26 protein-coding genes and 1 rRNA gene are annotated in these 25,164 nt (G+C 30.4%); 8 read left to right on the top strand and 19 right to left on the bottom strand.

The window, feature by feature from the left end:
- From ABV008_RS04350 to ABV008_RS04290, 13 genes are all read right to left on the bottom strand, one after another.
- Nucleotides 1-132: ribosomal RNA gene (locus tag ABV008_RS04350) — 16S ribosomal RNA — on the bottom strand; the annotation flags it as partial.
- 297 nt (nucleotides 133-429) lie between these two features.
- Nucleotides 430-1,191: a SigB/SigF/SigG family RNA polymerase sigma factor gene (locus ABV008_RS04345; protein ID WP_352418598.1), complete on the bottom strand. Its 762-nt coding sequence runs from the start codon at nucleotides 1,189-1,191 to the stop codon at nucleotides 430-432.
- Complete coding sequence (locus ABV008_RS04340; RefSeq protein WP_352418597.1) at nucleotides 1,188-1,625, bottom strand: ATP-binding protein; 438 nt, start codon at nucleotides 1,623-1,625, stop codon at nucleotides 1,188-1,190. The genes ABV008_RS04345 and ABV008_RS04340 overlap by 4 nt, the downstream gene beginning before the upstream one ends.
- 9 nt (nucleotides 1,626-1,634) lie before the next feature.
- A complete protein-coding gene (locus ABV008_RS04335; protein WP_352418596.1) occupies nucleotides 1,635-1,952 on the bottom strand; it encodes an STAS domain-containing protein in 318 nt (105 codons plus the stop codon).
- A 275-nt stretch (nucleotides 1,953-2,227) separates the two neighbouring features.
- Complete coding sequence (gene gyrA, locus ABV008_RS04330) at nucleotides 2,228-4,660, bottom strand: DNA gyrase subunit A (RefSeq protein WP_352418595.1); 2,433 nt, start codon at nucleotides 4,658-4,660, stop codon at nucleotides 2,228-2,230.
- Between the two features lie 299 nt (nucleotides 4,661-4,959).
- Nucleotides 4,960-6,060 carry an NADH:ubiquinone reductase (Na(+)-transporting) subunit F gene (locus tag ABV008_RS04325; RefSeq protein ID WP_352418594.1) on the bottom strand — a complete coding sequence of 367 codons (1,101 nt, stop codon included), beginning with the start codon at nucleotides 6,058-6,060 and terminating at the stop codon, nucleotides 4,960-4,962.
- A gap of 12 nt (nucleotides 6,061-6,072) precedes the next feature.
- The gene (locus ABV008_RS04320) at nucleotides 6,073-6,663 is read right to left on the bottom strand and encodes an NADH:ubiquinone reductase (Na(+)-transporting) subunit E (RefSeq protein WP_352418593.1); all 591 of its coding nucleotides are present in this window, start codon (nucleotides 6,661-6,663) and stop codon (nucleotides 6,073-6,075) included.
- The gene (locus ABV008_RS04315; RefSeq protein ID WP_352418592.1) at nucleotides 6,660-7,289 is read right to left on the bottom strand and encodes an NADH:ubiquinone reductase (Na(+)-transporting) subunit D; all 630 of its coding nucleotides are present in this window, start codon (nucleotides 7,287-7,289) and stop codon (nucleotides 6,660-6,662) included. Before ABV008_RS04315 ends, ABV008_RS04320 begins: the two co-directional genes overlap by 4 nt.
- Nucleotides 7,289-7,900, bottom strand: a complete 612-nt coding sequence (locus tag ABV008_RS04310) for an RnfABCDGE type electron transport complex subunit G (RefSeq protein ID WP_352418591.1) — start codon at nucleotides 7,898-7,900, stop codon at nucleotides 7,289-7,291. The genes ABV008_RS04315 and ABV008_RS04310 overlap by 1 nt, the downstream gene beginning before the upstream one ends.
- Nucleotides 7,897-8,880 (bottom strand): RnfABCDGE type electron transport complex subunit D, encoded by a 984-nt coding sequence (locus ABV008_RS04305; protein ID WP_352418590.1) that lies wholly within the window; start codon nucleotides 8,878-8,880, stop codon nucleotides 7,897-7,899. The genes ABV008_RS04310 and ABV008_RS04305 overlap by 4 nt, the downstream gene beginning before the upstream one ends.
- A 215-nt stretch (nucleotides 8,881-9,095) precedes the next feature.
- The gene (locus ABV008_RS04300; RefSeq protein ID WP_352418589.1) at nucleotides 9,096-10,226 is read right to left on the bottom strand and encodes an ABC transporter permease; all 1,131 of its coding nucleotides are present in this window, start codon (nucleotides 10,224-10,226) and stop codon (nucleotides 9,096-9,098) included.
- Nucleotides 10,213-11,268, bottom strand: coding sequence for an ABC transporter permease (locus ABV008_RS04295; RefSeq protein ID WP_352418588.1), 1,056 nt, complete (start codon nucleotides 11,266-11,268; stop codon nucleotides 10,213-10,215). Before ABV008_RS04295 ends, ABV008_RS04300 begins: the two co-directional genes overlap by 14 nt.
- On the bottom strand, nucleotides 11,269-12,201 hold the full coding sequence (locus tag ABV008_RS04290) for an ABC transporter ATP-binding protein (protein ID WP_352418587.1): 933 nt from the start codon (nucleotides 12,199-12,201) through the stop codon (nucleotides 11,269-11,271).
- Between the two features lie 512 nt (nucleotides 12,202-12,713).
- On the opposite strand from ABV008_RS04290, the gene ABV008_RS04285 reads away from it, so the two are divergent.
- Together ABV008_RS04285 and ABV008_RS04280 are read left to right on the top strand one after the other, a co-directional pair.
- A complete protein-coding gene (locus ABV008_RS04285; RefSeq protein ID WP_352418586.1) occupies nucleotides 12,714-13,418 on the top strand; it encodes a sensor histidine kinase in 705 nt (234 codons plus the stop codon).
- A 4-nt stretch (nucleotides 13,419-13,422) separates the two neighbouring features.
- A complete protein-coding gene (locus tag ABV008_RS04280; protein ID WP_352418585.1) occupies nucleotides 13,423-14,022 on the top strand; it encodes a response regulator in 600 nt (199 codons plus the stop codon).
- A gap of 134 nt (nucleotides 14,023-14,156) precedes the next feature.
- On the opposite strand, the gene gyrB is transcribed toward ABV008_RS04280, so the two are convergent.
- The 6 genes from gyrB to dnaA form a co-directional block, all read right to left on the bottom strand.
- Complete coding sequence (gene gyrB, locus ABV008_RS04275) at nucleotides 14,157-16,067, bottom strand: DNA topoisomerase (ATP-hydrolyzing) subunit B (RefSeq protein ID WP_352418584.1); 1,911 nt, start codon at nucleotides 16,065-16,067, stop codon at nucleotides 14,157-14,159.
- A 53-nt stretch (nucleotides 16,068-16,120) separates the two neighbouring features.
- Entirely contained in the window at nucleotides 16,121-16,408 is a 288-nt protein-coding gene (remB, locus tag ABV008_RS04270) for an extracellular matrix regulator RemB (protein WP_352418583.1), read from the bottom strand.
- Nucleotide 16,409: 1 nt separating this feature from the next.
- Nucleotides 16,410-17,525, bottom strand: a complete 1,116-nt coding sequence (gene recF, locus ABV008_RS04265) for a DNA replication/repair protein RecF (protein WP_352418582.1) — start codon at nucleotides 17,523-17,525, stop codon at nucleotides 16,410-16,412.
- 99 nt (nucleotides 17,526-17,624) lie between these two features.
- Entirely contained in the window at nucleotides 17,625-17,834 is a 210-nt protein-coding gene (locus tag ABV008_RS04260) for an RNA-binding S4 domain-containing protein (protein ID WP_352418581.1), read from the bottom strand.
- Nucleotides 17,835-18,061: 227 nt separating this feature from the next.
- Complete coding sequence (dnaN, locus tag ABV008_RS04255; protein ID WP_352418580.1) at nucleotides 18,062-19,168, bottom strand: DNA polymerase III subunit beta; 1,107 nt, start codon at nucleotides 19,166-19,168, stop codon at nucleotides 18,062-18,064.
- A gap of 246 nt (nucleotides 19,169-19,414) precedes the next feature.
- Entirely contained in the window at nucleotides 19,415-20,752 is a 1,338-nt protein-coding gene (gene dnaA / locus ABV008_RS04250; protein ID WP_352418579.1) for a chromosomal replication initiator protein DnaA, read from the bottom strand.
- Between the two features lie 706 nt (nucleotides 20,753-21,458).
- Between dnaA and rpmH the strand changes: the two genes are divergently transcribed.
- The 6 genes from rpmH to mnmE all read left to right on the top strand — a co-directional run bounded on the left by rpmH (nucleotide 21,459) and on the right by mnmE (nucleotide 25,129).
- A complete protein-coding gene (rpmH, locus tag ABV008_RS04245) occupies nucleotides 21,459-21,593 on the top strand; it encodes a 50S ribosomal protein L34 (RefSeq protein ID WP_352418578.1) in 135 nt (44 codons plus the stop codon).
- Between the two features lie 58 nt (nucleotides 21,594-21,651).
- Complete coding sequence (gene rnpA, locus ABV008_RS04240; protein ID WP_352418577.1) at nucleotides 21,652-21,996, top strand: ribonuclease P protein component; 345 nt, start codon at nucleotides 21,652-21,654, stop codon at nucleotides 21,994-21,996.
- A gap of 2 nt (nucleotides 21,997-21,998) precedes the next feature.
- Complete coding sequence (gene yidD, locus ABV008_RS04235; protein ID WP_352418576.1) at nucleotides 21,999-22,208, top strand: membrane protein insertion efficiency factor YidD; 210 nt, start codon at nucleotides 21,999-22,001, stop codon at nucleotides 22,206-22,208.
- A gap of 15 nt (nucleotides 22,209-22,223) precedes the next feature.
- Entirely contained in the window at nucleotides 22,224-22,991 is a 768-nt protein-coding gene (locus tag ABV008_RS04230) for a YidC/Oxa1 family membrane protein insertase (protein WP_352418575.1), read from the top strand.
- Between the two features lies 1 nt (nucleotide 22,992).
- The gene (jag, locus tag ABV008_RS04225; RefSeq protein ID WP_352418574.1) at nucleotides 22,993-23,622 is read left to right on the top strand and encodes an RNA-binding cell elongation regulator Jag/EloR; all 630 of its coding nucleotides are present in this window, start codon (nucleotides 22,993-22,995) and stop codon (nucleotides 23,620-23,622) included.
- A 124-nt stretch (nucleotides 23,623-23,746) separates the two neighbouring features.
- Complete coding sequence (gene mnmE / locus ABV008_RS04220; RefSeq protein WP_352418573.1) at nucleotides 23,747-25,129, top strand: tRNA uridine-5-carboxymethylaminomethyl(34) synthesis GTPase MnmE; 1,383 nt, start codon at nucleotides 23,747-23,749, stop codon at nucleotides 25,127-25,129.
- Nucleotides 25,130-25,164: the final 35 nt, after the last annotated feature.

Genomic DNA, 25,164 nt, shown 5'->3' with positions numbered 1-25,164 from the left:
CGTTACTCACCCGTCCGCCACTAACTACTTTATTTTCCATCCGAAGACTTCTTTTAAAGTAATTCGTTCGACTTGCATGTGTTAAGCACGCCGCCAGCGTTCATCCTGAGCCAGGATCAAACTCTCAAATAAAAGTTCTTTTGTCTCCTGTCACTCGTTATGACGTTGACTTTATTTTAAGCGCATCTCAAAATTTACATTTTGGATGTTTGTGTTTTCTTCTCACTGTTCAATTTTCAAAGACCATCATCAATTTCTCCCCGAAGGGTCATTATCGCCAACTTTATTGTTGCTGACTTTTACTACTATATCAATTTTTTTATGATATGTCAAGTGTTTTTTTACTGTTAGCATATTAACTGACGACAAAATATAATATATCATTTTATAAAATCTTTTTCAAGTGTTATTTTGTTCCATATTGTATTTTTAATTATATATTTTATTCAGTTCTCTTTTGAATTTCTCAATGATTTTTTTCTCCATTCTTGATACTGTCATTTGAGATATATTTAATTCATTTGCAATCTCAAACTGAGTCTTTTTATTAAAGTACCTATCATAGAGTATCTTTTTCTCCATGTCGTTTAATTTTTCTATGTTTTTCTTTAGAAAATCATTGTTTTCTATTGTTGTAAAATACTTATCATCTTCTCCTATTAGTTCTGCTAAATTTATATCTTTGTCATCACCATTTGAATCAAATGCCATATCTAAAGAATGAGGAGTATATACTTTGCTAGCTTCCATAGCCTCAAGTATTTCTTCTGATGAGCATTGTAAATATTCCGCTAACTCATCAACTGTAGGAGTTCTCTGTAAAGTTTGACTTAAAGTATTTTTTGATATATTAATTTTTTTTGAAAGCTCTTGTATTCTTCTTGGAACTCTGATGGCCCATCCTTTATCACGAAAATATTTTTTTATTTCTCCTATTATAGTAGGCGTAGCAAAACTAGAGAATTCATATCCCTTTGAGATATCATATCTATCTACAGCATAAATAAGTCCTACACAAGCTACTTGATAAATATCATCATAATCAATTCCTCTGTTTACATATTTTTTGGACAATATTTCTGCAATATAAAGGTGCCTTTTTATAAGTTCTTCTCTTATATAATTATCTTTGCTTTCACTATATATCTTAAATAGTTCTTTGCTTTTGACTTTTGTCAAATCATCTGTCATATAATATCATCCTTTATATACTTAATCATTCTTATCTTAGTACCATTTTCGTTATCATTGATTATGTCTACTTCATCCATAAGAGAATTAATAATAAATATTCCTAAGCCATTTTCACCTAATTCTTCAAGTTTTAAGTCTTTTATATTATCTATATTAAATCCCTTGCCAGAATCCTTTACTGTAATTACTAGCTTGTCCGAATACATATCAAAATCAATATCAAAGTTCTTTTCTTCATCACTAAGAACATGTTCTAATGTATTAGTACAAGCTTCTGCTATAGCAACTTTAATATCTTCGACTTCTTCAATATTAAATCCCATTCTGCTAGCAATAGCAGAAGTAGTAAGCCTTACTACACTTACAAATTCGGCTTTGTTAGGAATACTAAGCTTTATACAATCAAACTTGTCTTCAATTTTATCTACCATTTCTATTAATCACTCCTTTATAAGAAATACTTTATCTAAACTTGTTAAATCAAATAATTTTTTAATATTTGGTTTAATACTTTTGATAGTTATAGTTTTATTATTCTCTTTTACTTTTTTCAACGCACTTATTAATACCCCTAGTCCTGTGCTATCAATATAAGATAAGCTCTCACCATTTATTATTATATTACTCATTTTCTCTTCTAATGCCTCTGTTAGTACTTCTTTGAATTTAGGCGATGTATAAATATCCAACTCACCAACAATATGTATCGCCCATGAGTCTAAGTTTTCATCAAATTTTCTAATAATTTCTATTGACATAATTTCCCTCCTTTTTTATCCGATAGCTAACAATTCTAAGGCTTCATCCTTATCCTATAAGAAGAAGTAAAAACTGTATAGCATCTGAAATCATACAACATACTTATATATCAAAATCATTGAGTTTTGACAGTTAATTATACAGTAGGAACTATTCAAAGTAGAAATAATCCCCTCTAAATGAATCTTAGTTTATTTCAGATATATTAATATATTATAATATATTAATACCAATGTAAACTTAATCTAGAGAAAGAAAGCGCACTAAAAGTACGCTATTCTAATTCTTCTGCTACTACTGTTGCAACCGATACTACTCTGTCGTCTTTACCAAATCTCATCAATGTTACTCCTTGAGTAGATCTTCCCATCCTTGGAATATCTGACACCTTAAGTCTAATGATAACTCCTGAAAGACTTATCATCATGATTTCGTCATCTTCTTCAACTATTTTAGCACTAATTAGTTCTCCAGTCCTGTCTTTAATGTTATAAGTCTTTATACCTTTTCCTCCTCTTGACTGAACTCTATATTCGTCAAGAGATGTTCTTTTTCCATAACCAGATTCACTTATAACGAGTAAGTCCTTGCTATCTTCTACTGTCCCCATTCCAACTAGTTTATCACCTTTGTTTAGGTTTATTGCTTTAACTCCCATTGCAGCTCTACCCATATCTCTCACATCTTCTTCATTAAACCTAATTGACATACCATTTGAGGTTACTAGTATTATATCATTTTTTCCATCTGTTCTTCTTACACTTATAAGTTCATCATTTTCTCTTAAACTAATAGCTATTAAGCCACTTTTTCTTATGTTTTCAAACTGATCTAATTTAGTTTTCTTAATAATACCATTTTGTGTAACAAGAACCAGAAAGTCTTCAGGATGGAAGTCTTTTATAGGTATTATAGCTGAGATATTCTCTCCTGGATTTAGTTGAAGGAGATTAATAATTGCTGTACCTTTTGCTTGTCTCTTAGCTTCTGGTATTTCATATGCTTTTAGGCTATATACTCTTCCTTGATTTGTGAAGAATAGTAAATTATCATGGGTTGAGGTTACAAAAAGATGTTCAACAAAGTCTTCTTCTCTAGTAGTAAGACCTGTTATCCCCTTTCCTCCTCTTTTTTGAGCCTTATAAGTGTCTTCAGGCATTCTCTTTACATAGCCAAAATGAGTTAATGTAATGGCTACATTTTCTTCTTCTATCATATCTTCTATATCAATTTCTTCTGCAGAAGGTCTTATTTCTGTTCTTCTTTCATCCTTATAGTTCTCTTTTATTTCGATAAGCTCTTCTTTAATAATCTGATATATAAGCCTTTCATTAGCAAGTATCTCTTTTAATCTATTGATTTCTATTATGAGAGCTGCATACTCTTCTTCTATCTTATCTCTTTCAAGTCCAGTAAGTCTTTGGAGACGCATATCTAATATTGCTTGGGCTTGTTTTTCGGATAGACTAAAGTTATTCATCAAGCCTTCTTTAGCCTCAAGTGCTGTTTTCGAACCCCTAATAAGCTTTATTACAGCATCTATGTTATCTAACGCTATCCTTAACCCCTCTAATATATGTGCTCTTTCTTCCGCTTTGTTTAAATCAAACTGAGTTCTTCTTACTATTACTTCTTTTTGATGATTAAGATAATATCTTAGCATTTGTTTAAGATTTAGTAGTTTTGGTTCACCATCTACTATTGCTATCATTATTATGCTAAATGTATCTTGAAGTTGAGTATGTTTGTATAGATTATTCAATACAACATTTGGGTTCGCATCTCTTTTTATTTCTATAACAATTCTCATACCAGTTCTATCTGATTCATCTCTTAAATCAGAAATTCCTTCAAGTCTTTTTTCTCTAACAAGTTCTGCAATCTTTTCAATAAGCCTAGCTTTATTAACTTGATACGGAATCTCAGTAACAATAATAGAAGTTCTACCTTTGCTATTTTGTTCAAAATCAGCTTTAGCTCTTACTATTACTTTTCCTCTACCTGTCCTATACGCTGATCTAATGCCTTCTTTCCCCATTATTACGGCTCCTGTAGGAAAATCAGGACCTTTTATACAATCTGTAAGATCATCTACTTGAACATCTGGGTCATCTATCATCATTATTACTCCATCTATAACTTCTTCTAAGTTATGGGGAGGAATTGATGTTGCCATACCTACTGCTATTCCTGAAGAACCATTAACTAAAAGATTTGGAAATCTACTAGGTAATACTACTGGTTCATTTAAAGTTTCGTCAAAGTTAAGTCTATAGTCTACAGTATCTTTGCCAATATCCCTAAGCATTTCGAGAGCTATTTTTGACATCCTAGCCTCTGTATAACGCATTGCTGCAGCTCCATCACCATCAATAGAACCAAAGTTTCCATGACCATCTACTAACATATATCTAGTTGCAAAATCTTGAGCTAGTCTTACCATTGCTCCATAAACAGCTGAATCTCCATGAGGGTGATACTTACCTAGTACATCTCCGACAATACGAGCAGATTTTCTGTGAGGCTTATCAGGTGTATTCCCTAGATCACTCATAGAATAAAGTATTCTTCTATGAACTGGTTTTAACCCGTCCCTTACATCAGGAAGAGCCCTACTTACTATTACACTCATTGAATAGTCTAAATATGATGTTTTCATTTCATCTTCTATATTTATCGGTAAAATATTACGTTCTTCGTTGCTCATAAAAAACCTCCTAAGAATAGTCCTTGTACTATATGTTACCAATTATATTATAAACATTTTACATATAAAAATCAAATATTTGAAATAAGGAAGTGAGTTTTTGTTGATTTATGTTATTTTGTACTAAAGAGAAATCGGGTTAGGTCATTTTCCGCAGTTTCGAAACACAAATTTATTTGCTCGCTATCGCTCACATAAATTTGGTTCTCATTGCGTTTGACCTACCTTCGATTCTTTCGAAAAAGCACTCGAAACAATCGGGTTAGGTCATAAAAAAACTGTGAGTTTAGACCCACAGTTTAAAACTTATCAAAATATATTAACTCTTCTTTTATTCCGATTTTTTGTAAAACAGAAACTACTGTATCTATCATTGGAGGATTGCCGCATAGATAAGCCTCTTTATTTTCTCCATCTAGTATATATTTTTCTAAGACAGTATTGACCCTTCCCTTTTCTCCAGTCCAGTTATGTTCTTTAGTAATTCTAGAAAGAGTAGGTATAAACTTAAAATCATATAATATTTCCTCAAAATCTTTAAGTTCATCTAATAAAAATAAATCCTCTGGTGTTTTAGCTCCAAAATAGAATGTAGATTTTCTATTTATGTTATTTTCCTTTAGATAGTGAAGAATAGAAAGTATTGGAGCCATTCCTGTGCCTACTGCTACCATTATCATTTCTCTGTCACTATCCTTTTGGTAACAAAAATCCCCGTATGGTCCATTAAGATAAACTGTATCTCCTTCTTTAAGGAACTTATGAACATAAGTAGTCACTATTCCATCTGGAACATATCCGATTATTAAATCTATATAATTTTTTTGAGTTGGTGGTGACGCTATGGAATATGCCCTATATACTTCTTCGTCATTTCCTTTATAAATTGGTGCCTTTAACTGTATATATTGACCTGGCTTAAAGTTAATTTCTTCGCCTTCCTTGAGCCTTAATCTTAGCTTCTTAATTACAGATGTCATATCTTCAATAGATTCTACTGTAGCTTCATATTCTTTTACATTAAATAATTCTTCAGGAATTTGAATCTTTAATTCTTGCTTAACCTTGCATTGACATGATAGCCTTACATTTTGCTTAAGCTCATCCTGTGTAAGAAAGGGTGTTTCAGTAGGAAGAACTGGACCTCCTCCTTCGAGGACCTTCACCTTGCAATATCCACAGGTACCCTTTCCTCCACATGCAGAAGGTATAAAAATCTGCTGCTCCATTAAAGAGGATAATAGTGAGGAACCTCCTTCAACTATATATTCTTTCTCGTCATTTATTGTTATTTTAATTTCTCCATAGTTATTAATAGTACGATCAGCAAGAGTTAATAAAAATGCGAGAATCCCAGTTATTGATGTTATTGTAATAGTTGTAATTAGTATAGTCTCCATATCTGCCCTCCTTTATTGAATCTGCACTATGCCTGAAAATCCTACGAAAGCCAAAGCCATAAGTCCTATTACAATTATTGTTATTCCAGGGCCCTCTAAACCCTTTGGAACTCTTGCTCTTTTAAGTCTTTGCCTAATTCCTGCTAATGCTACTATTGCTAATGTCCAACCTATACCAGAACCTAAGCTAAATCCAATTGACTGAAGTAAGGTATACTTACGAATTACCATAAATAGTGAAACTCCTAATATGGCACAGTTAACTGTAATCAAAGGTAAGAATATTCCAAGTGCATAATATAGGTTTGGTAGATATCTCTCTACTATCATTTCAACTAGTTGAACAAAAGCAGCTATTGTAATAATGAATACTATAAATCTTAAATACTCCAAATTTAAGGGTACCAAAATGTTATAGTATATTATGTAATTAAGTATAGTAGTAAATGTCAGGACAAATGTAACTGCTTGGCCAAGTCCCAAAGAAGTTTTTATTTCACTAGATACAGCTATAAATGAACACATCCCCAGGAAGTTACTTAATATCATGTTGTTTGTGAAAATAGATGCAAAAAAGATTATAAAAGGATTAAGTTCTATCATGCCTTAACCGCCTCCCCTTCTTTTTCTTTATCTTCTGAAGATATACTTCTAGCTATCCAGATAACTACTGCTAAAACAAAGAAGGCTCCTGGTGGCATTATCATAACTGTCCAGTTAGTCCACCAATCACCAAGTACTTTAAATCCAAATATAGTTCCAAAGCCTAAAAGCTCTCTAACAAAAGCTATTGCTAGTAAAACTAATGTATATCCTAATCCTGAAGCAATTCCATCAATAAAAGAACTTAATGGTGGATTTTTTTGAGCATAAGCTTCGCAGCGCCCCATTATTATACAGTTTGTTATTATTAATCCTACATATGGACCCAATGCTTTACTCATAACAGGATAATAAGCCTTTAGAAAAATATCTAATATAATCACGAATACAGAAATTATCAAAACTTGCACCATCATTCGTATATGTTTTGGAGTAAAAATTCTAATTATTGAAATAGTAAGCTCAGAAAAAGCTGTAACAAATATTAAACCAAGGCCCATTATAAGGGAGTTAAGCATAAGGTTTGTAACTGCTAGAGCAGAACATATGCCTATGATTTGTCTAAATATTGGATTGTCTTTCCACAATCCCATTATGAAAATCTTTTTTGGACTATCTCCTGCCATTAATTTCCCCCCTTATCCTTATTTTCTTTTATGAAATTGTATATATCTTCATTCATAAAGTTGCTCACAGACTTTGAAGTAAGAGTAGCACCCGCTATAGCATCTACATTGCCTCCAGGTGCAGGCTTATAAATTATGTAATTTCCGTTATTAGTATCAGTTAACTTTAATCCTCTAAACTGCTCTTTGAACCAATCTTCAGAAATCCTACCACCTAATCCTGGTGTTTCACTATGTGATACAAAGTCAATTCCTAACAATTCGCTAAAGTCATCAGAAACTGCTGCAAAGCCCTCAACAGTTCCCCAAAGACCAGTTCCCCTTATAGGAAAAGCATACCCTATGATATTATCTTCTTCTTTGGATATATAAACTTTTTTTCCTTTTAAGGTTCCTTCACTAATATACTTATTAAAAGTCTCTTCTACTGTTTTAGATTCTTGATATGGTGCTTCTATATTAAAAACGTATAATAGCGTTTTTCTCAATTCTGTCTCTTGATTATAAGCAATTACATCAGTAGTACTATAGTTAAGAAATGCCAATATGACTGTGAAAAAAGCTGTAATTAACACCATAAATATTATAGGAAAACTAAATGACTTTTTCACACTGTCACCTCTTTCCCTTCGTTTTTAGATGCCTTATTAGATTTTTTATAATAATTAATTCCCTCATCAATTATTGGTGCAAAGGTATTGCCGATTAGTATTGCAAACATCATTCCACCTGCGAATAATGCATATCCTCGTATGATTACTGTTACAACTCCTATTAAAATACCATATATCCATTTTCCTTCTTTAGTTTTTGGAGAAGAAACTGGATCTGTAGCCATGAAAACTGTTCCAAATAAAAACCCTCCTGATAGAATACCAAAGATAGGATTTGGTATTTGACTAAAACCTAGTAAATATAATACGCTGCTAAGACCCGTAAAACCAATTAACACTCCTGTCATAGTCTCCCAAGATGCTACTTTTTTGTAAATCAAATATATGCCTGCTAGGATTATTAATACTGCGCTAGTTTCACCAAGGGAACCAGAAACATTACCTATTAACAGCTTTATTGAGGAGACCACTTCTCCTGTTTCGCGGAATATAAGCATTGGAGTAGCCTGCGAAATAGCATCAACATTTTCTGTTAGATATGTAGTAAATCCACCCGGAAATCCTAAGGCTGATTTTGACCATTGTATAGTCAGCTGCTCTGGAAAGGACACATATACAAATGCTCTTGCCACTAAAGCAGGATTAAAAATATTCCTCCCGAATCCTCCAAATACTTCTTTTCCAAAAATGACTCCAAAGATAATACCCACAGCTGCTATCCAAAATGGTGTACGTGCTGGAAGAGTAAGCACATAAAGTATACATGTCACAAAAACTGCTTCTGAAGCTTTTTTCCCATACTTTTTCTCAAAAATCCATTCTGTAACTACCCCAAATAGTGTTACCCATAAGAGTAGAATGAAGGATCTCCATCCGAAAAAGTATATTGATGATAATATAACAGGAATTAGAGATAATATCACTGTTCTCATCATCTTCTGAGGAGTAAAATATTTTTTAGTGTTAATTAATGACAAAAAATCACCCCCGTGGTTTGTTTGAAATTTAATCATTGTCACTACTAATATAAATAATACAACTTAATTGATTTATGCCCAAAATTGCCCACTAGAAACAAAATAAAAAATAACCTTGATATTTATTTTTCAATCAAGATTATTTTTTGAATTATTTAACAAATTTTTTTCTTATTATATTTCCCCTAAGGAGTCACTAATATTACTTAACCTACTCACTGATTTCTAAGTTTAATCTTAGAAAGATATAGTCCTACAACCAAAAACGCCATGGCGAACAATAATTGCATAGATAGCTCATATTTAACATCTAATAAAGAATTTATATTCATTTCATTTATTCTTACAAAATAATATGTGGGAAAGAACTTTGCAATTCTTAATACATTCTCTCCTAAAAATTCCTGTGGTACCATTACTCCTGATATAAAGGAAGTGCCAAGGGATAATACTGTGCTCACTCCACTTAATACAAATTTATTACTAGTTATGTTGTTGATTAAAAACACAAGGCATAAGGCTGCAAATGAAAATACTATTGTGTTGACTAAGTATTTTGTGAAATCTACTTCTCCTATATATTTTCCCCTTAATATGATGCATCCTAGTAAATATATTGATGTAATAAAGGCTGCTACGGCTAATTGTCCTAAATACATTTCTCTATTAAATTTTAAAAACTTAATAGATGATACTTTTCTCCTATTTTCAATTTCCTTTGATGTAAAATCGGTCATTACAAAGCCTATTACAGAAATGTATACTGCAAGTATTATATAGCTTGAAAAGTTAAAGTAAATTCTAAACCAAGTATCTATTTTTTGATTTATATCTTTTTCGTCTGTTGCTACTAGACTTACTTCTATACCCTCGTCTAAAGCATTGCTTACCATTGATAAGTCATATTTATTATCTTTATAAGTAGCTTTAGCAAAGGAAATAAATTTATTTATTTGATTTTCAACTTGATAGGCTTCTGCCGTTCTATCATCTTTATATAATTCAATAGCACTTTCTTTACTATTTATTTTCTCCTCAAAATCCTGTGGTATTATTAGAACTGCATCTGCTATTCCTAAAAATATCTGCTCCCTAATATGTTTTTCATCTGAAGTTGTAGGAATTATATTATTCTTTTTCTCTAGATAGCTTACCAATTCTCTAGATAACTCACTATTGCTATTGTCTACAATCCCGATATCAAGCTTCTTTTCAATAAAATTGGTTTCCTTATTATAATTTGTATTGCCATTAATTATTGAGAGTATAAAGAAAATTATTGTATAGGATAGAATTACTCCCTTATTTCTTAAGGCTATCTTAATAAAGTACTTAAATACTGTCATAGGTCTTCCTCCTTAAAAATCCATAGGATATAAGATTTAGTACTATAATCCATCCTAGTAATGTATAAATTCCTATATCTACTTCATTTGTGTTGCCTAATAGATTTATCCTATATAGATTATTTGTTATTATGGAAATAGGATTTAGCTTACCTACTATAGGAAAGCTTTTATCCACCATTACCTTTATATCAGGATTCATCATTCCTGCGAAAAATGAAAGAACTAATGTAATAGCAATGCTTAGTATAATCTTTGCATTTAGCTTTAATTTATTGGATACTCCTACTAATATACCAAATGTTATGCCAAATAAATTGCCAACAAATATTAATAGGGCAGAAGGGCCAATGTCAGTTAATAGTTTTATCTTAAGTACATAAGTTATAAATAACAATAATAATATATTGGAGGCTATATTTAAAAGTAAAGATATTATTATACCTGAAAATAAAAATTCACTTTTTCTTAATGGAGATATGTTCATTCTTTTAGCTACATTACTTAGATTAGCTTGAATAATAGTAGCTATTTCAATGCCTGGGAACACTCCATAGACAGAAACCATTCCAATTAATGAATAGAATAATATAATAATTGAGTTTGCCTTTTGATTTCTGTCTATAATATAGTTGGTGTCAAAATCAAATCTTTCAAATGGTACTTTAAGTTCGCCCATTTGCTTTATTTGATCAAGTATTTCCTTGATTATAGTTTGATTAATTCCTGATGCCTTAACAGACAGGTCTAGATTATTATCTATAAATCCTTCAATATCTCCATTGTTGAGTTTATCAACACTATCTTTTTCAGTTATTATATTAATATTCAGTATGTCGATAGATTCAAATATGGGTCTAGCAGGGTTTTCTTCTTCAATCCCTACCTCAATATTATTAAATTCCATATCAATGATTCCACTAAAGGCAGTATAGAAGAATATTGCCATAATAATGGGATAAATCAAGCTCCAGAAAATAAAGCTCTTATCTCTATAGAAGTTTCTTCCTTGGTATAATATATTTCTAAATATTTTTCCCATCTAATCTCTCAGCTCCTTCCCTGTTAGCTCCAAAAATACATCGTTTAGAGTAGGCAATTGACTATAAAGCTTAGTATAGGTTAGATTGTTTTCCTTTATAAAGTCTAAAAGATTAGATAAATTGTTCAGACCATTTTCAAATTTTATTATATAATCATCTTCCTTTTTCTCTATGTCTATTACATGAGGTAGAGATTTTAATTTTTGTATAATATCCTCTATGCTACTTCCAAACCCTACCACCATTTTTTCAGTAGTAGTTATCATAGCCTTTAGTTCTTCATTAGTTCCAGATACTAGATTTTTTCCCTTATCCATAATAATAATCCTATTACATAGCTGCTCCGCCTCTTCTAGATAATGGGTAGTATAAATTATAGTGCTTCCTTCGTGATTTAATCTTTTAATGCCATCTAGTATGAAGTTTCTACTTTGAGCATCTACTGCTACTGTTGGCTCATCAAGAAAAATAAGCCTAGGCTTGTGAGCTATTCCACAGGCAATATTTAATCTTCTTTTAAGTCCTCCACTTAATTTCTTTGGGAGAAATTTTTTATAATCCTTCAATCCTACAAAATCTATAGCTTCTTTAACATATTTTTTTCTTGTGCTTTTATCCTCAATATAAAGACCACAAAAGTAATCTATATTTTCTTCTACAGTTAGATTTTCAAAAACTGAAACCTCCTGAGGTACTATTCCTATTTGTTTCTTTATGTCATAGGAGTTTGGAGTCATAGTTTTTCCGAATATCTCTATCTCACCTTTGTCAAAATTTAATAATGATAGAATACAGTTTATGGCAGTAGTTTTACCACAACCATTAGGTCCAAGAAGTCCTAGTATTTCTCCTTCCTCTATCTCCATATTAAAATGATCTAATGCGATTAACTCCTTATATCTTTTTACTAGATTTTTAACTTTTACCATCATAATCTTCACTCCCATTCTTATCTTGATTCCATTATATTTACTTTTGGGATTTTCTTGTAGTGTATAGAATCATAATCTTATATGACATTTGTCATATGAAATTATGACATATATTCATTTGTTTATTTTGTAAAATCTTAGTATAATTTGATTATGAGAAATGGGGGATTGTTATGAGGAAATTCATTGAAAAGTTATTTATTGTTGCCCTTTGCTTATATAATACATATAAAATTCGACCCACTGGAGAATTGGTGATTTATTTCCTAATAGCTCTCATGCTTTCCCTTGCCCTAGATTTGTTTTCTCATAAGAAAGTCAGGATTTTTCTTTATTTCATATTCTTTTTTCTTTCTTTTTCTTTCCCGTTATTTTTATATTATTTACCGCTCATACTATATAATCTATATATAGATTATGGTTTATATATATTACTCTCAATTCCACTGCTTTTAATGGATTTATCATTATTAGGTATTTTTACTTCCTGTATATCAATTTACTTGTCTATTATGACAAAAAGCTTTAATCACCTTCAAAATCAAAATAAGGCTGTAAGAGATGAGCTAAAAGAAGACACCATTTACTTAAAAAAATATAACGAACAATTAAAAATTGATAGAGAAAAAAATATACATATTGCCATACTTACAGAAAGAAATAGGATTGCAAGGGAATTACATGACTCTATAGGTCATGCCTTAAGTAGTAGTATTTTACAAGTTGAAGCCTTGAAGGTAGTGTCAGATAATAGTTTGTCTGAAAGCTTAAACTTACTCCAAAATACCTTAAATAATGGAATGAATGATATAAGAAACAGCATACATAATCTATATAATGAATCCTTTGATTTGGAAGGTAGAATTCAGGCAATATGTGATGACACACCTAACTTAAATATTCAGCTTGAGTTTCAGCTTGAAGACAACCTTCCCTATGACCTGAAGTTTGACATTTTATCTGTTATTAGGGAGGGTATAACTAATTGTATTAAGCATTCTAACGCAACAAAGCTTAAAATCAGATTATTAAATCAACCAAAATTTTATTCAATTATAATCCAGGATAATGGCAGTGATTACAATGAAATAGACAGGTTTTCTTCAAAGGGTATAGGACTTCTTTCCATGGAAGAAATTGCTCATAAATATAATGGCTTTTTAAACTATGAGTTTGATAATGGCTTTAAAATTCATCTTACTTTAATGAAGGGGTGATTTTGTGAATGTTATTATTGTAGATGATGATCATTTAGTAGTTAATTCTTTAAAAACAATTGTAACAGCTAGTGGAATAGATGTTTTAGCTGTGGGTCATAATGGCATGGAAGCTATTAAGCTTTATAAGGAATATAGTCCTGATTTAATTCTTATGGACATAAGAATGGAAGAAATGAATGGTATTGAAGCTTCAAAAGAAATTTTAAGAATAGATACTGACGCTAAAATTCTACTTATTACTACCTTCCAGGATGATGAATACATATCTGAGGCATTGTCACTAGGGTGTAAGGGGTATATACTAAAACAGAATATTCAAGGCATTCTCCCTGCAATTAATGCAGTTTACTCAGGGAACCATGTTTTTGATTCTAAAATAGTATCTAGCATTCAGCATCATAGTAAAAAAAATATTAATACGGATTTGACAGATAGAGAATTTGATATATTACTTTTAGTAGCTGAAGGACTAAATAACAAGGAAATAGCTGATAAGCTATATTTAAGTGAAGGTACTGTTAGAAACTACATCTCTTCTATGTTAGAGAAATTATCCCTTAGGGATAGGACTCAGTTGGCTATTTATTATTACAAACTTTGATTATAGCTAGATAAAAATTGTAGTGATAATAACATACTTATAAATAAAAAAAGAAAAGCAAAGTATCTATTATTAGTACACAATACTTTGCCTTTTTCGCTATTACCTTATAATTTGCAGTTTTAAAAAACTAATTACACATCAAGGTTCCTAACATACCTAGCATTTTCTTCTATAAATTCTCTTCTAGGTTTTACTTTATCTCCCATAAGTGTTGTAAATATTTCATCTGCAGCAACTGCATCTTCTACATTTACTTGTAGCATTATTCTTGTTTCTGGATTCATAGTTGTTTCCCAAAGCTGTTCTGGATTCATTTCTCCAAGACCTTTGTATCTTTGGATTGTATATCCAGTTCTTCCAATTTCATTTAGTACGCTTTCTAATTCTCTTTCATTATATGCATATTTTTCTACTTTACCTTTTTTAACTTTATACAATGGTGGCTGAGCAATAAAAATATTACCATTGTCTACTAACGGTCTCATGTATCTGTAGAAGAATGTTAATAGTAGAGTTCTTATATGAGCACCATCAACGTCGGCATCGGTCATAATAACTATTCTTCCATATCTTAATTTTGATATATCAAATTCTTCTCCTATTCCACATCCAAATGCTGTTATCATAGCCTTTATTTCATCAGAGCCTAACATCTTATCTAATCTTGCCTTCTCAACATTCATTATCTTACCCTTTAATGGAAGTATAGCTTGAGTTTTTCTGTCACGACCTTGCTTTGCTGAACCTCCTGCAGAATCACCTTCGACTAAATATATTTCGCATTTACTAGGATCTTGTTCTGAGCAATCTGCCAGCTTTCCAGGAAGTGCTGAGTTTTCTAAAACATTTTTTCTTCTAGTAAGCTCCCTTGCCTTCCTAGCTGCTTCTCTAGCTCTTTGTGATCTTAAGGATTTTTCAATAATGTTTTTTGAGTCTTTTGGATTCTCCTCTAAAAATGCGTTCAAATATTCTGCTACTAAGCTATCTACTATTCCTCTTACTTCACTGTTTCCAAGCTTGGTTTTTGTTTGTCCTTCAAATTGAGGATCAGTTAATTTTACTGAAAGAACTGCTGTTAGACCTTCTCTAACATCTTCTCCTGAAAGATTTTCTTCCTTTTCTTTAATTATATTGTTTTTTCTTGCATAATCATTCATAACCCTAGTAATGGCTGATCTAAATCCACTTAAATGTGTACCACCTTCATGGGTATTTATATTATTTGCATAACTAAATACATTTTCATTATAATCGTCTGTATATTGCATTGCTACTTCTACAGTACAACCATCTTTTTCACCTTCAAAATAAATAATATTACTGTGAATTGGGTCTCTATTTTTATTTAAGTATTCAACAAAAGAATTAATACCACCCTCATAGTGAAATTCCTTCTTCTTCTCTGCTCTTTCATCCTCAAATATTATTTTTATACCTTTATTTAAAAAAGCCAATTCTCTTAATCGATACTCTAATGTTTCATATTTAAAATTAGTATCATCAAAAATTAAAGCATCTGGTTTAAATGTTATAGTTGTTCCTGAATCCTCTGCCTTTCCAATCACATTAAGTTCAGTTACAGCTACTCCTCTTTCAAATCTTTGCATATATTCTTTACCATCTCTTCTTACTCTAGCTTCAAGCCATTCTGAAAGAGCATTTACTACAGATACACCTACACCATGAAGTCCACCAGAGACTTTATAGGCATTGCTATCAAATTTTCCACCTGCATGTAAAACTGTTAAAACAGTTTCAACAGTAGATTTTCCTGTTTTAGGATGTGTTTCTACCGGTATACCCATTCCATTGTCAACAACTGTAACTGACCCATCACTATTTATTTTTACTCCTATAATATCACATCTTCCAGCTAAAGCCTCGTCTATACTATTATCTACAACCTCATATACTAAGTGATGTAATCCTCTTGGCCCTGTAGAACCTATATACATTCCAGGTCTTAATCTTACAGCTTCAAGGCCTTCAAGAACTCTAATCTGTTCAACCCCATAATTATTATTATTTTGATTATCGTGCATTGACTGTCCCCCGATCCATTGTATTTTTACTTAGTTTTATAATTAGTATTACTCTATATTATCAATAAGCCTGCTCTTTTCAAAAGAGTTGTTGATGAAATATTAGAACCATATATTACACTTTTTCTAACTTCTGAAAAATTATCTTTATCTTTATCTACTTTTTCAGTAATTATATAAGATTTTATTTTTCCCTCAGATATATCATATATAAATCCTTCTTCTCCAGCAACTTTTAAAAAATTTTTTGTATCTTCTAATTTTAATGCTGATTCTGCATCTATAATAGCTATAAGCTCTTTAAGTGGTATTACTAAGTCTTTTCCAATATGAAGAAACACCTTAACTTTCCTCCTCCATCAAAACTTTTCCTTGTCTAATAAAAAATACTTTTTTTTCTATTTCTTTTAATTCCTCTAGGTCTATATCATCAGTTGAAGTAATTATTGTCTGTATGTCTTTAAAAGTTGAGATTAAGTATTTTCTTCTATTTAAATCAAGTTCAGAAAATACATCATCTAACAAAAGAACAGGATATTCTCCTATCTCTGATTTTATTAGTTCTACCTCCGCTAGCTTTAAGGACAAGGCTGATGTTCTTTGCTGACCTTGTGAGCCAAATGTTCTTGCAGATACATCATTTATTATTATGTCCAAATCATCTCTATGAGGTCCAAATTCAGTACTTCCCTTTTGTATATCTTTTTCAATATTCTTTTCAAGTATACTTTTTAGCCTAATTTGTATATCTTTTTTACTTAAACCATCTATTTGAAATGAAGGCAAATATTCAAGTTTAAGATTTTCAATGCCTCCGGTTAATTTATTATGAATGTCTTTTGATATTATTGCAAGCTTTTCTACGAACTTAATTCTTTCAACTATAATATCTGCTCCTGATTGAGAAAGCTGAGTATTCCATACATCAAATAGATTCTCGCAATTATTATGCATTCGGTTCTTTAACAAATTGTTTCTTTGCATAAGGATTTTATTGTACTTAGCCAAATTATACTTATACTTAGGTCTAATTTGGGATATTTCTCCATCTAAAAAATTCCTTCTTTCACTAGGTCCTTCTTTCACTAGTCTTAAATCTTCAGGAGAAAATACAACTACGTTAAATACACCTATTAACTCTGAAACTCTATTCAGCTCTACTTTGTTTACTTTTATTCTTTTTTTAGTATCTTTTTCAAACTTTATTTCTATAAATTTTGTAAAATTTTTTTTTACTAAATCTAAACCTATATATGCCTTAGATTTAGATAAATTTATTAATTCTCTATCTTTGCTTGTCCTGTATGATTTTCCATTTGAACAAATATATATAGATTCTAACAAATTTGTTTTGCCTTGTGCATTATCTCCAACAAAAATATTTAAGGTCTTATTTAGCTCCATATCAAGATTCATGTAATTTCTAAAATTAATGAGCTTTATTTTTTTTACATACACATGAAGCACTCCTTTAGACTGCAACTATATCTTATATATTATATCATTTTTTTATAACACTAGTAATAATACTATCTAAAAATTAGTCTAATGTACTACTTATTTAATAATATAAGATTCATTTCCGTCAATTTCCACTATATCGCCAATTCTGATTTTCTTTCCTCTTTCAAGTACAACTTCACCATTAATTTTAACTTCACCATTTTTAATTATTTCCTTACTATGACCACCAGTTTCTGCCACGCCAATGTATTTTAAGAACTGATCAAGTTTTATAAATTCTGTACTTATAGATATTTCATTCATTCTATCTAACTCCTCTCTAAATTTAATAGACACCTATAAGTATAGGTGTCTTTATGTCTAAGCTACTGCATAAGCTACTTGCACGAAATCAGCAGTTTCGAAACATAAATTTGTTCACTCCCTACGGTCGTGCAAATTTGGTTCTCATTGCATTTGACCTACCTACGATTTATGATAAAAGCGTTCAAAAAATCGGGTTAGGTCATAAAAAGATTTCGGCAATCTGATTAATCTTCAGCTGCAAGCCTTACAGGCAATACTAAGTAAGTGTAACTATTATCCTCTGCTGGCCTAATAATACAAGGATTAACATTCGAAATCATGTCCATCACTATTTCTTCGCTATCTATTGCCTTTATTCCTTCTAGAATATATTTTGAATTAAAAGCTATTCTTATATCATTTCCTTCTAACTCTATTGGTAGTTCCTCATATACATTACCTATTTCTGAATTTGAAGTTATTACAAGCCTGTCATCTGATATATCTAGCTTCACTAAATTATTTTTACCTTCCCTTGCAAGTAATGAAGCTCTTTCTAAGCATTCTTGCAAATCTCTAGTTTTAACTCTAATCTTCAATTTATATTCATTTCTTATTATATCATTATAGTTTAAAAATTGACCCTCTAATAATCTAGATGTAATTATAGTATCTCCAAAATTAAAAATTACATTACCTTGAGTACAGCTTATCTTAACTTCTGTATCATCATCTTCAAGTATTTTACTTACTTCATTTAAGGTTTTAGCAGGAATGACAACCTTAATATCCTCATTTACATTTACAGGTACTTTTTTGACTGCAAGTCTATATCCATCAATAGCTACTAAAGAAGCACTATTATTGCTAGTTTCAAATAATGCTCCTGTAAGTATTGGTCTTGTCTCATCTTGTGCAGCAGCAAAAATTGTTTGTCTAATCATAGACTTTAATAAATCCTTTGGTATTTCAAAATAGCTACCTTCAAATATTTCTGGTAGCTGTGGATAATCTATGGAAGGCTGACCTATTATATTAAATTTTGAATTCCCACAGATAATATGTACATTGTTATTTTCATCTACATTTATATCTATAGGTAAATCAGGTAGTTTTCTAACAATATCTCCAAATATTCTTGAAGTTATTACTATAGTTCCTTCTTCAATTATTTCACAATTTACCGATGATTTTATTCCTATTTCTAAATCTGTTCCAGTAAGTTTAAGCTTACCTTCTTCTGTTTCTAGTAAAATTCCACTGAGTATCGGCAATGTAGATTTTGAAGATATTCCTTTTTGTACGACATTTATGCATCTGGATAAGTCTTTTTGTTGTATACGAATTTTCAATTGTGGATAACCTCCTTTTGTTTGATTTGAGATATATAAATATAAATACATTAGTAGTAATAGTAATAGGGGCAGTTAATATGTGGATAAGTCGAAAATCTATTGATATTCTCGTTAAATAAGCTGTTAATAATATGTTAGTATGTTTGATGAATTTATCCACATACTAGATTTAATATAAACAATTTATAATTACATATTTTTTTATCAACATAATATCAACATGTTATTAACATTTATCTTTTATTAATTACCCTTTATTTCATCAACCATATTATTTATTTTTTGCTTTAATTCTATATCATTTTCAATATCTGAAGATATTTTTTCATAAGCATGGATTACAGTTGTATGATCTCTTCCTCCAAATTCCTCACCAATTTTAGGAAGGGATAAATCTGTAAGCTCTCTACAAAGATACATTGCTATTTGTCTAGGGTAAGAGATTGATCTTGTCCTTCTTTTAGAACTAAAATCTTCAATCTTTACATTTAAGTTTTTAGCTGTAATCTCTTTGATTAATTTAACAGTAATTTCCTTAGGTCTTGTATTAGATATAATATCTTTTAATGCTTCACTAGCTAGCTCTAAAGTTATTTCCTTATTTGTCAAGGAAGAATACGCGACAATTCTTATTAGTGCACCTTCTAACTCTCTTATATTAGATTGAATTTTTGTTGCAATATAATGTGTTACATCATTAGGTACATCAATATTTTCTACCTTTGCTTTTTTTCTTAAAATAGCAATTCTAGTTTCTAAATCTGGTGGCTGAATATCTGCAGTAAGTCCCCACTCAAATCTTGAACGAAGTCTATCTTCTAATGTGGCTATTTCTTTAGGTGGTCTATCACTTGATATTATAATTTGTTTATTTGATGCATGTAGTTCATTAAAAGTATGGAAAAACTCTTCTTCAGTTCTTTCCTTTCCTGCTATAAATTGAATATCATCTACTAATAGAACATCAACATTTCTATATTTATTTCTAAATTCTACGTTTCTATCATCTCTTATAGAATTTATTAGCTCATTAGTAAATTTTTCTGATGATACATATATAACATTTGCCTTTGGATTTTGATTAAGAATATAGTGTCCGATTGCATGCATGAGATGGGTTTTGCCTAGTCCAACTCCTCCATAAATAAACAATGGATTATATGCTTTTGCAGGAGCTTCTGCTACAGCTAAGGATGCAGCATGTGCAAATCTGTTGCTGTTTCCTATTACAAAGGTATCAAACACATATTTAGGATTTAGCTGAGACCTTGAGGAGTTGTTTTCAGCTAAATCGGCTGCAATAGTTTGTCCAATATCTTTAGAGATTTCTTCTCCTGGAATAAGAAATTTAATATCAAAATCAATATTTGATATTTGTTTTATTGCATTTTTAATTAATGTAAGATATCTAGCTTCAAGTATTCCCTTAGTAAACTCGTTTGGAGCTCCAAGCAGTATGTAATTATCATTTATTGCTATGGGCTCTATTGTTTTAAGCCAAGTATTAAAACTAACTTCTGTTAGTTCATTTTTAATGAGTTTTAAGGCATTCCCCCAAACATCTTCCAATTTTAAACTCATTTTTTCCCCTCCTATTCATAACAGATTATTGTCAAATAATCTGTTTTTTATAACATTAATACAGTAAAATATATAATAGTGAATAAAATATTAACAATGTTATCAACAGATTAATTAAAAAATGCACTAAGTTAAATGAATAATAATTATCAACATGGTAATTATAAAAAATGTGAATAATGTGTTGATAATTATAACTATCTAATAAAAAAATCAATGAAACAGATAGATATTAACATGTTTAAATTTAAAATTGTGTGGATAAAAAAATAAGTAGTATCAATAAAAAGAGGTTAACAAATTTAAAAAAGAAAAAGTTATACACAAGGTTATCCACAGATTGTTAATAAGTATTTGAATTGTTAATAAACAATCCACATTTTAATTTATAATAACAAAAATTAATAGAATTATCAACAACTATATTAAGATATCCACAGATAAAACATGTTGTGGAATAATGTTATCAACAGGGTTAATAATTAAAAAGATGAATTTTAAACTGAATATAGACAAAAAAATTGTGGAAAACAATAAAGATTTTGTTTGATTTTCTAGGATTCTAATATAATTATAAAAATATTTATAATTCTTGACATTGTGATTATATGCTAATATAATCTTATAGTAGTGTCTGTATTTTCCGGATGAAAATGAAAATTCAGCGATTTTATATAAGTGGTATTATTCGAAGGGGGTGTTTAGTATGAAAATGACTTATCAACCAAAAAAGAGACAAAGAAGTAAAGAGCATGGGTTTAGAAAAAGAATGAGTACAAAGTCAGGTAGAGAAGTATTAAGGAGACGTAGAAGAAAAGGTAGAAAAAGCTTGTCAGCATAAGGCCGCGTTATGTGGCCTTTTTATTCAATTAAGAGCAATTCTCTAGGGAGTTATTTTTATGAAAAAAAAATTTAGATTAAAAAGTAACAGAGATTTTAGAAAGACTTATGACAAAGGGAAATCCTTTGCAAATAAGTATCTAGTGATTTTTTTTAGAAAAAATGGATTGAATAATAATAGGATTGGAGTAGCTGTTACTAAAAAGCTTGGAAATAGTGTAGTTAGAAATAAGATCAGAAGAAGAATTAGAGAAGCCTATAGATTGAATAATTTTAATGTAAAACAAGGTTACGACATAATCTTTTTATCGAGGATTGGTGCAAAAGAAGTTGGTTATAAGGAATTGGAAAGTGCCGTTTTACATCTGCTTAAATTAGCAGATTTGCTTAAAAAAGGTGAATGAGTATGAAGAGACTAGCTGTTTTTTTTATAAAGCTATATCAAAAACTAATATCTCCTTTGAAACCAAAAACTTGTAGATTTTATCCGACTTGTTCAGAGTATTCGATTCAAGCTATTGAAAAGTATGGTTTTATTAAGGGTAGTTTTAAAAGTATTAAAAGAATTTTAAGATGCAATCCATTTAACCCTGGAGGGTATGATCCTCTAGAGTAAGAAGGGGGTTATTTAATGATAGATATATTTGCATGGCCATTAGGAAAGTTACTAAAATTTGTATATGATATGACGGTGGCTGTTGGTTTAGACTTAAATAGTTTATCAGCTTATGCTATTGCCATTATTATTACAACTATTATTTTTAAACTTTTGTTGTTACCACTTACTTTTAAACAAATGAAATCTATGAAAACTATGCAAGAGATACAGCCAAAAGTTCAAGAATTGCAAAAGAAGTATAAAAATGATCCACAGACTTTAAATCAAAAGACAATGGAACTTTATAAGGAGCATAAAGCAAATCCATTAGGTGGGTGCTTTCCTTTATTAATTCAGTTTCCAATAATTATAGCTTTTTTTAGAGTAATGCAGATGCCAATTAAGTATGTTTTTGAAAACAACGAAGCTATATATGAAGGCTTAAATAGAGGTTTCCTTTGGATAAAAGATATTGGACTGGCACCTAGTACTATGATTGATGGTGTGATGAATGGTGTAAGCTTGGGTGGATATAATATACCTATACTCGCTATATTAGCTGCTATTACAACATACTTGTCAAGCAAAATGATGACTGCCGCTCAGCCAGCAGGTCAAAATGATCAAGCAAAGTCTACTCAAGCTACTATGAATATTGTGATGCCGATTTTCATATTATGGATTGGAGCAAAATATCCTGCTGGGCTTACTCTATATTGGACTATAAGTAACTTATTCCAAATAGTGCAGCAATATTTTACTAACAGGTCCATAGGTAAAATCAAGGAGGAGTTAAATTAATATGAAATCTGTAGTGAAAATAGCAAAAACAGTAGACGAAGCTATTAGTTTAGCATTATCAGATTTAAATACTGTTAAAGAGGACGTTATTGTAGAAGTTTTAGAGGAGCCAAGTAAAGGATTGTTTGGTTTTATAGGAACTAAGGAAGCTAAGGTTAAAGTTACACTTACTAATGACCCTATTTCTTTAGCAGAGAACTTTTTGTATTCTATATTTGAAAAGATGAACATAGTAGCTACCGTAGCAATTGAGAAAAAGGATAATGATTTAATAGTAGATATTAATAATATTTCTAATTCTGATATGGGAATACTTATAGGGAAAAGGGGAAATACTTTAGATTCACTGCAATATTTATTAAGTCTTATTGTAAATAAAGACAGAGAAAAATATTTGAGAGTTTTAGTTGATATTCAAAACTATAGGGCAAAACGTGAAGAAACATTAATAAGACTAGCTAATAAAATGGCAGATAAAGCAAAAACTTTTAGAAGAACTATGAAGCTAGAGCCAATGAATCCATATGAAAGAAGGATTATTCACTCTGCACTTCAAAATAATCCTGGTGTAAGGACTTATAGTGAAGGCGAAGAGCCATATAGAAGAGTTGTAATAGAATTTAAACGTTAAATAAACCCAGTATTTTTATACTGGGTTTTATGTTACTTGGTAGCTTTTTTTGGTATACTAATAATGCACAGTATATAAGGCGAACTTATAGTACTTTTAATATAGATTAATAGAGGTGATTAATTTGGATTTTGATACAATAGCTGCAATAGCTACTGCACCAGGTGAAGCTGGAATAGGAATAATTAGAATAAGTGGGAAGAATGCTATAGATGTTGGAGATAAAATATTTAAGAATAAGAAACAATTAAGTCTTAAGCAATGTGAAGAGAGAAAGCTTAATTATGGATATGCAATTGATCCGAAAGATGGTAGAAAAATTGATGAAGTATTAATGGTATATATTAAGGCACCTTATACATATACCAAAGAAGATGTGGTAGAAATTAACTGCCATGGTGGAACAATACCTGTAAGAAAAATACTTGAAGTAGTTTTAGAGAATGGCGCTAGGCTTGCAGAAAGAGGAGAATTTACTAAAAGAGCTTTTTTAAATGGTAGGATAGACCTATCACAAGCTGAGGCTGTAATGGATCTTATTAGTGCTAAGACTGATTCAAGCTTTGATGTTTCATTAAATCAGCTTGAAGGAAGTATTTCTAGTGAAGTTAGAGTGATTCAGAATGTGCTTTTAGGCATGCTTGCTCATGTAGAAGCATCAATAGATTTTCCTGAGGATGATGTAGAGGACCTAACATATAACGAACTCCAAAAGAATGGAAATCTAGTACTTGAAAAGATAAATAAGCTTTTAAGTACTGTATATACAGGAAAGATATTAAGAGAAGGCTTAAAAACAGTTATATTAGGCAAGCCTAATGTTGGAAAATCTTCTCTTCTAAATGCAATTTTAAGAGAAAATAGAGCTATAGTAACTGATATACCTGGTACTACTAGAGATGTTATTGAAGAATATGTTAATATTAATGGTGTACCATTAAAGATAGTAGATACTGCTGGAATAAGGGAGACTGAAGATATAGTAGAGAGACTAGGAGTAGATAAAGCTAAGGAATTATTAAATGAGGCTGATTTGGTCATTGCAGTATTTGATACATCTACAGAACTTTCAAAAGAAGATTTTGACATCATCAATTTGATTAAAGATAAAAAAGTTATAATATTATTGAATAAATCAGATTTACCAAGCAAGATAGATGAAAAAGATATGAATAAATATTTACCTGGTAAAAGAATTATCAATACATCTATGTCAAAAAATGAAGGTATTGATAAGCTAGAAGAGATTATAGAAGATATGTTTTTATCTTCTGAGGTTAAAATAAGTAATAATACAATAATAACAAACGTAAGGCATAGGGATCAACTGTTAAAAGCTAAAGAAAATATTGATGATGCACTTAACTCTTTGGGATTAAATATGCCATTGGATTGTATAGAAGTTGATATAAAAAATAGCTGGGAAAACCTTGGGGAAATAACTGGGGATACTGTTGGAGAGGATATCATAGATAAAATATTCTCTGAATTTTGTATTGGAAAGTAGTTTGGAAACAAGTGATATGTAGGAGGTATCCTTAT

The sequence above is a fragment of the Proteiniborus sp. genome (genome assembly GCF_040308045.1).
GTDB lineage: Bacteria > Bacillota > Clostridia > Tissierellales > Proteiniboraceae > Proteiniborus.
This window is presented reverse-complemented; position numbering and strand designations above follow the sequence as displayed.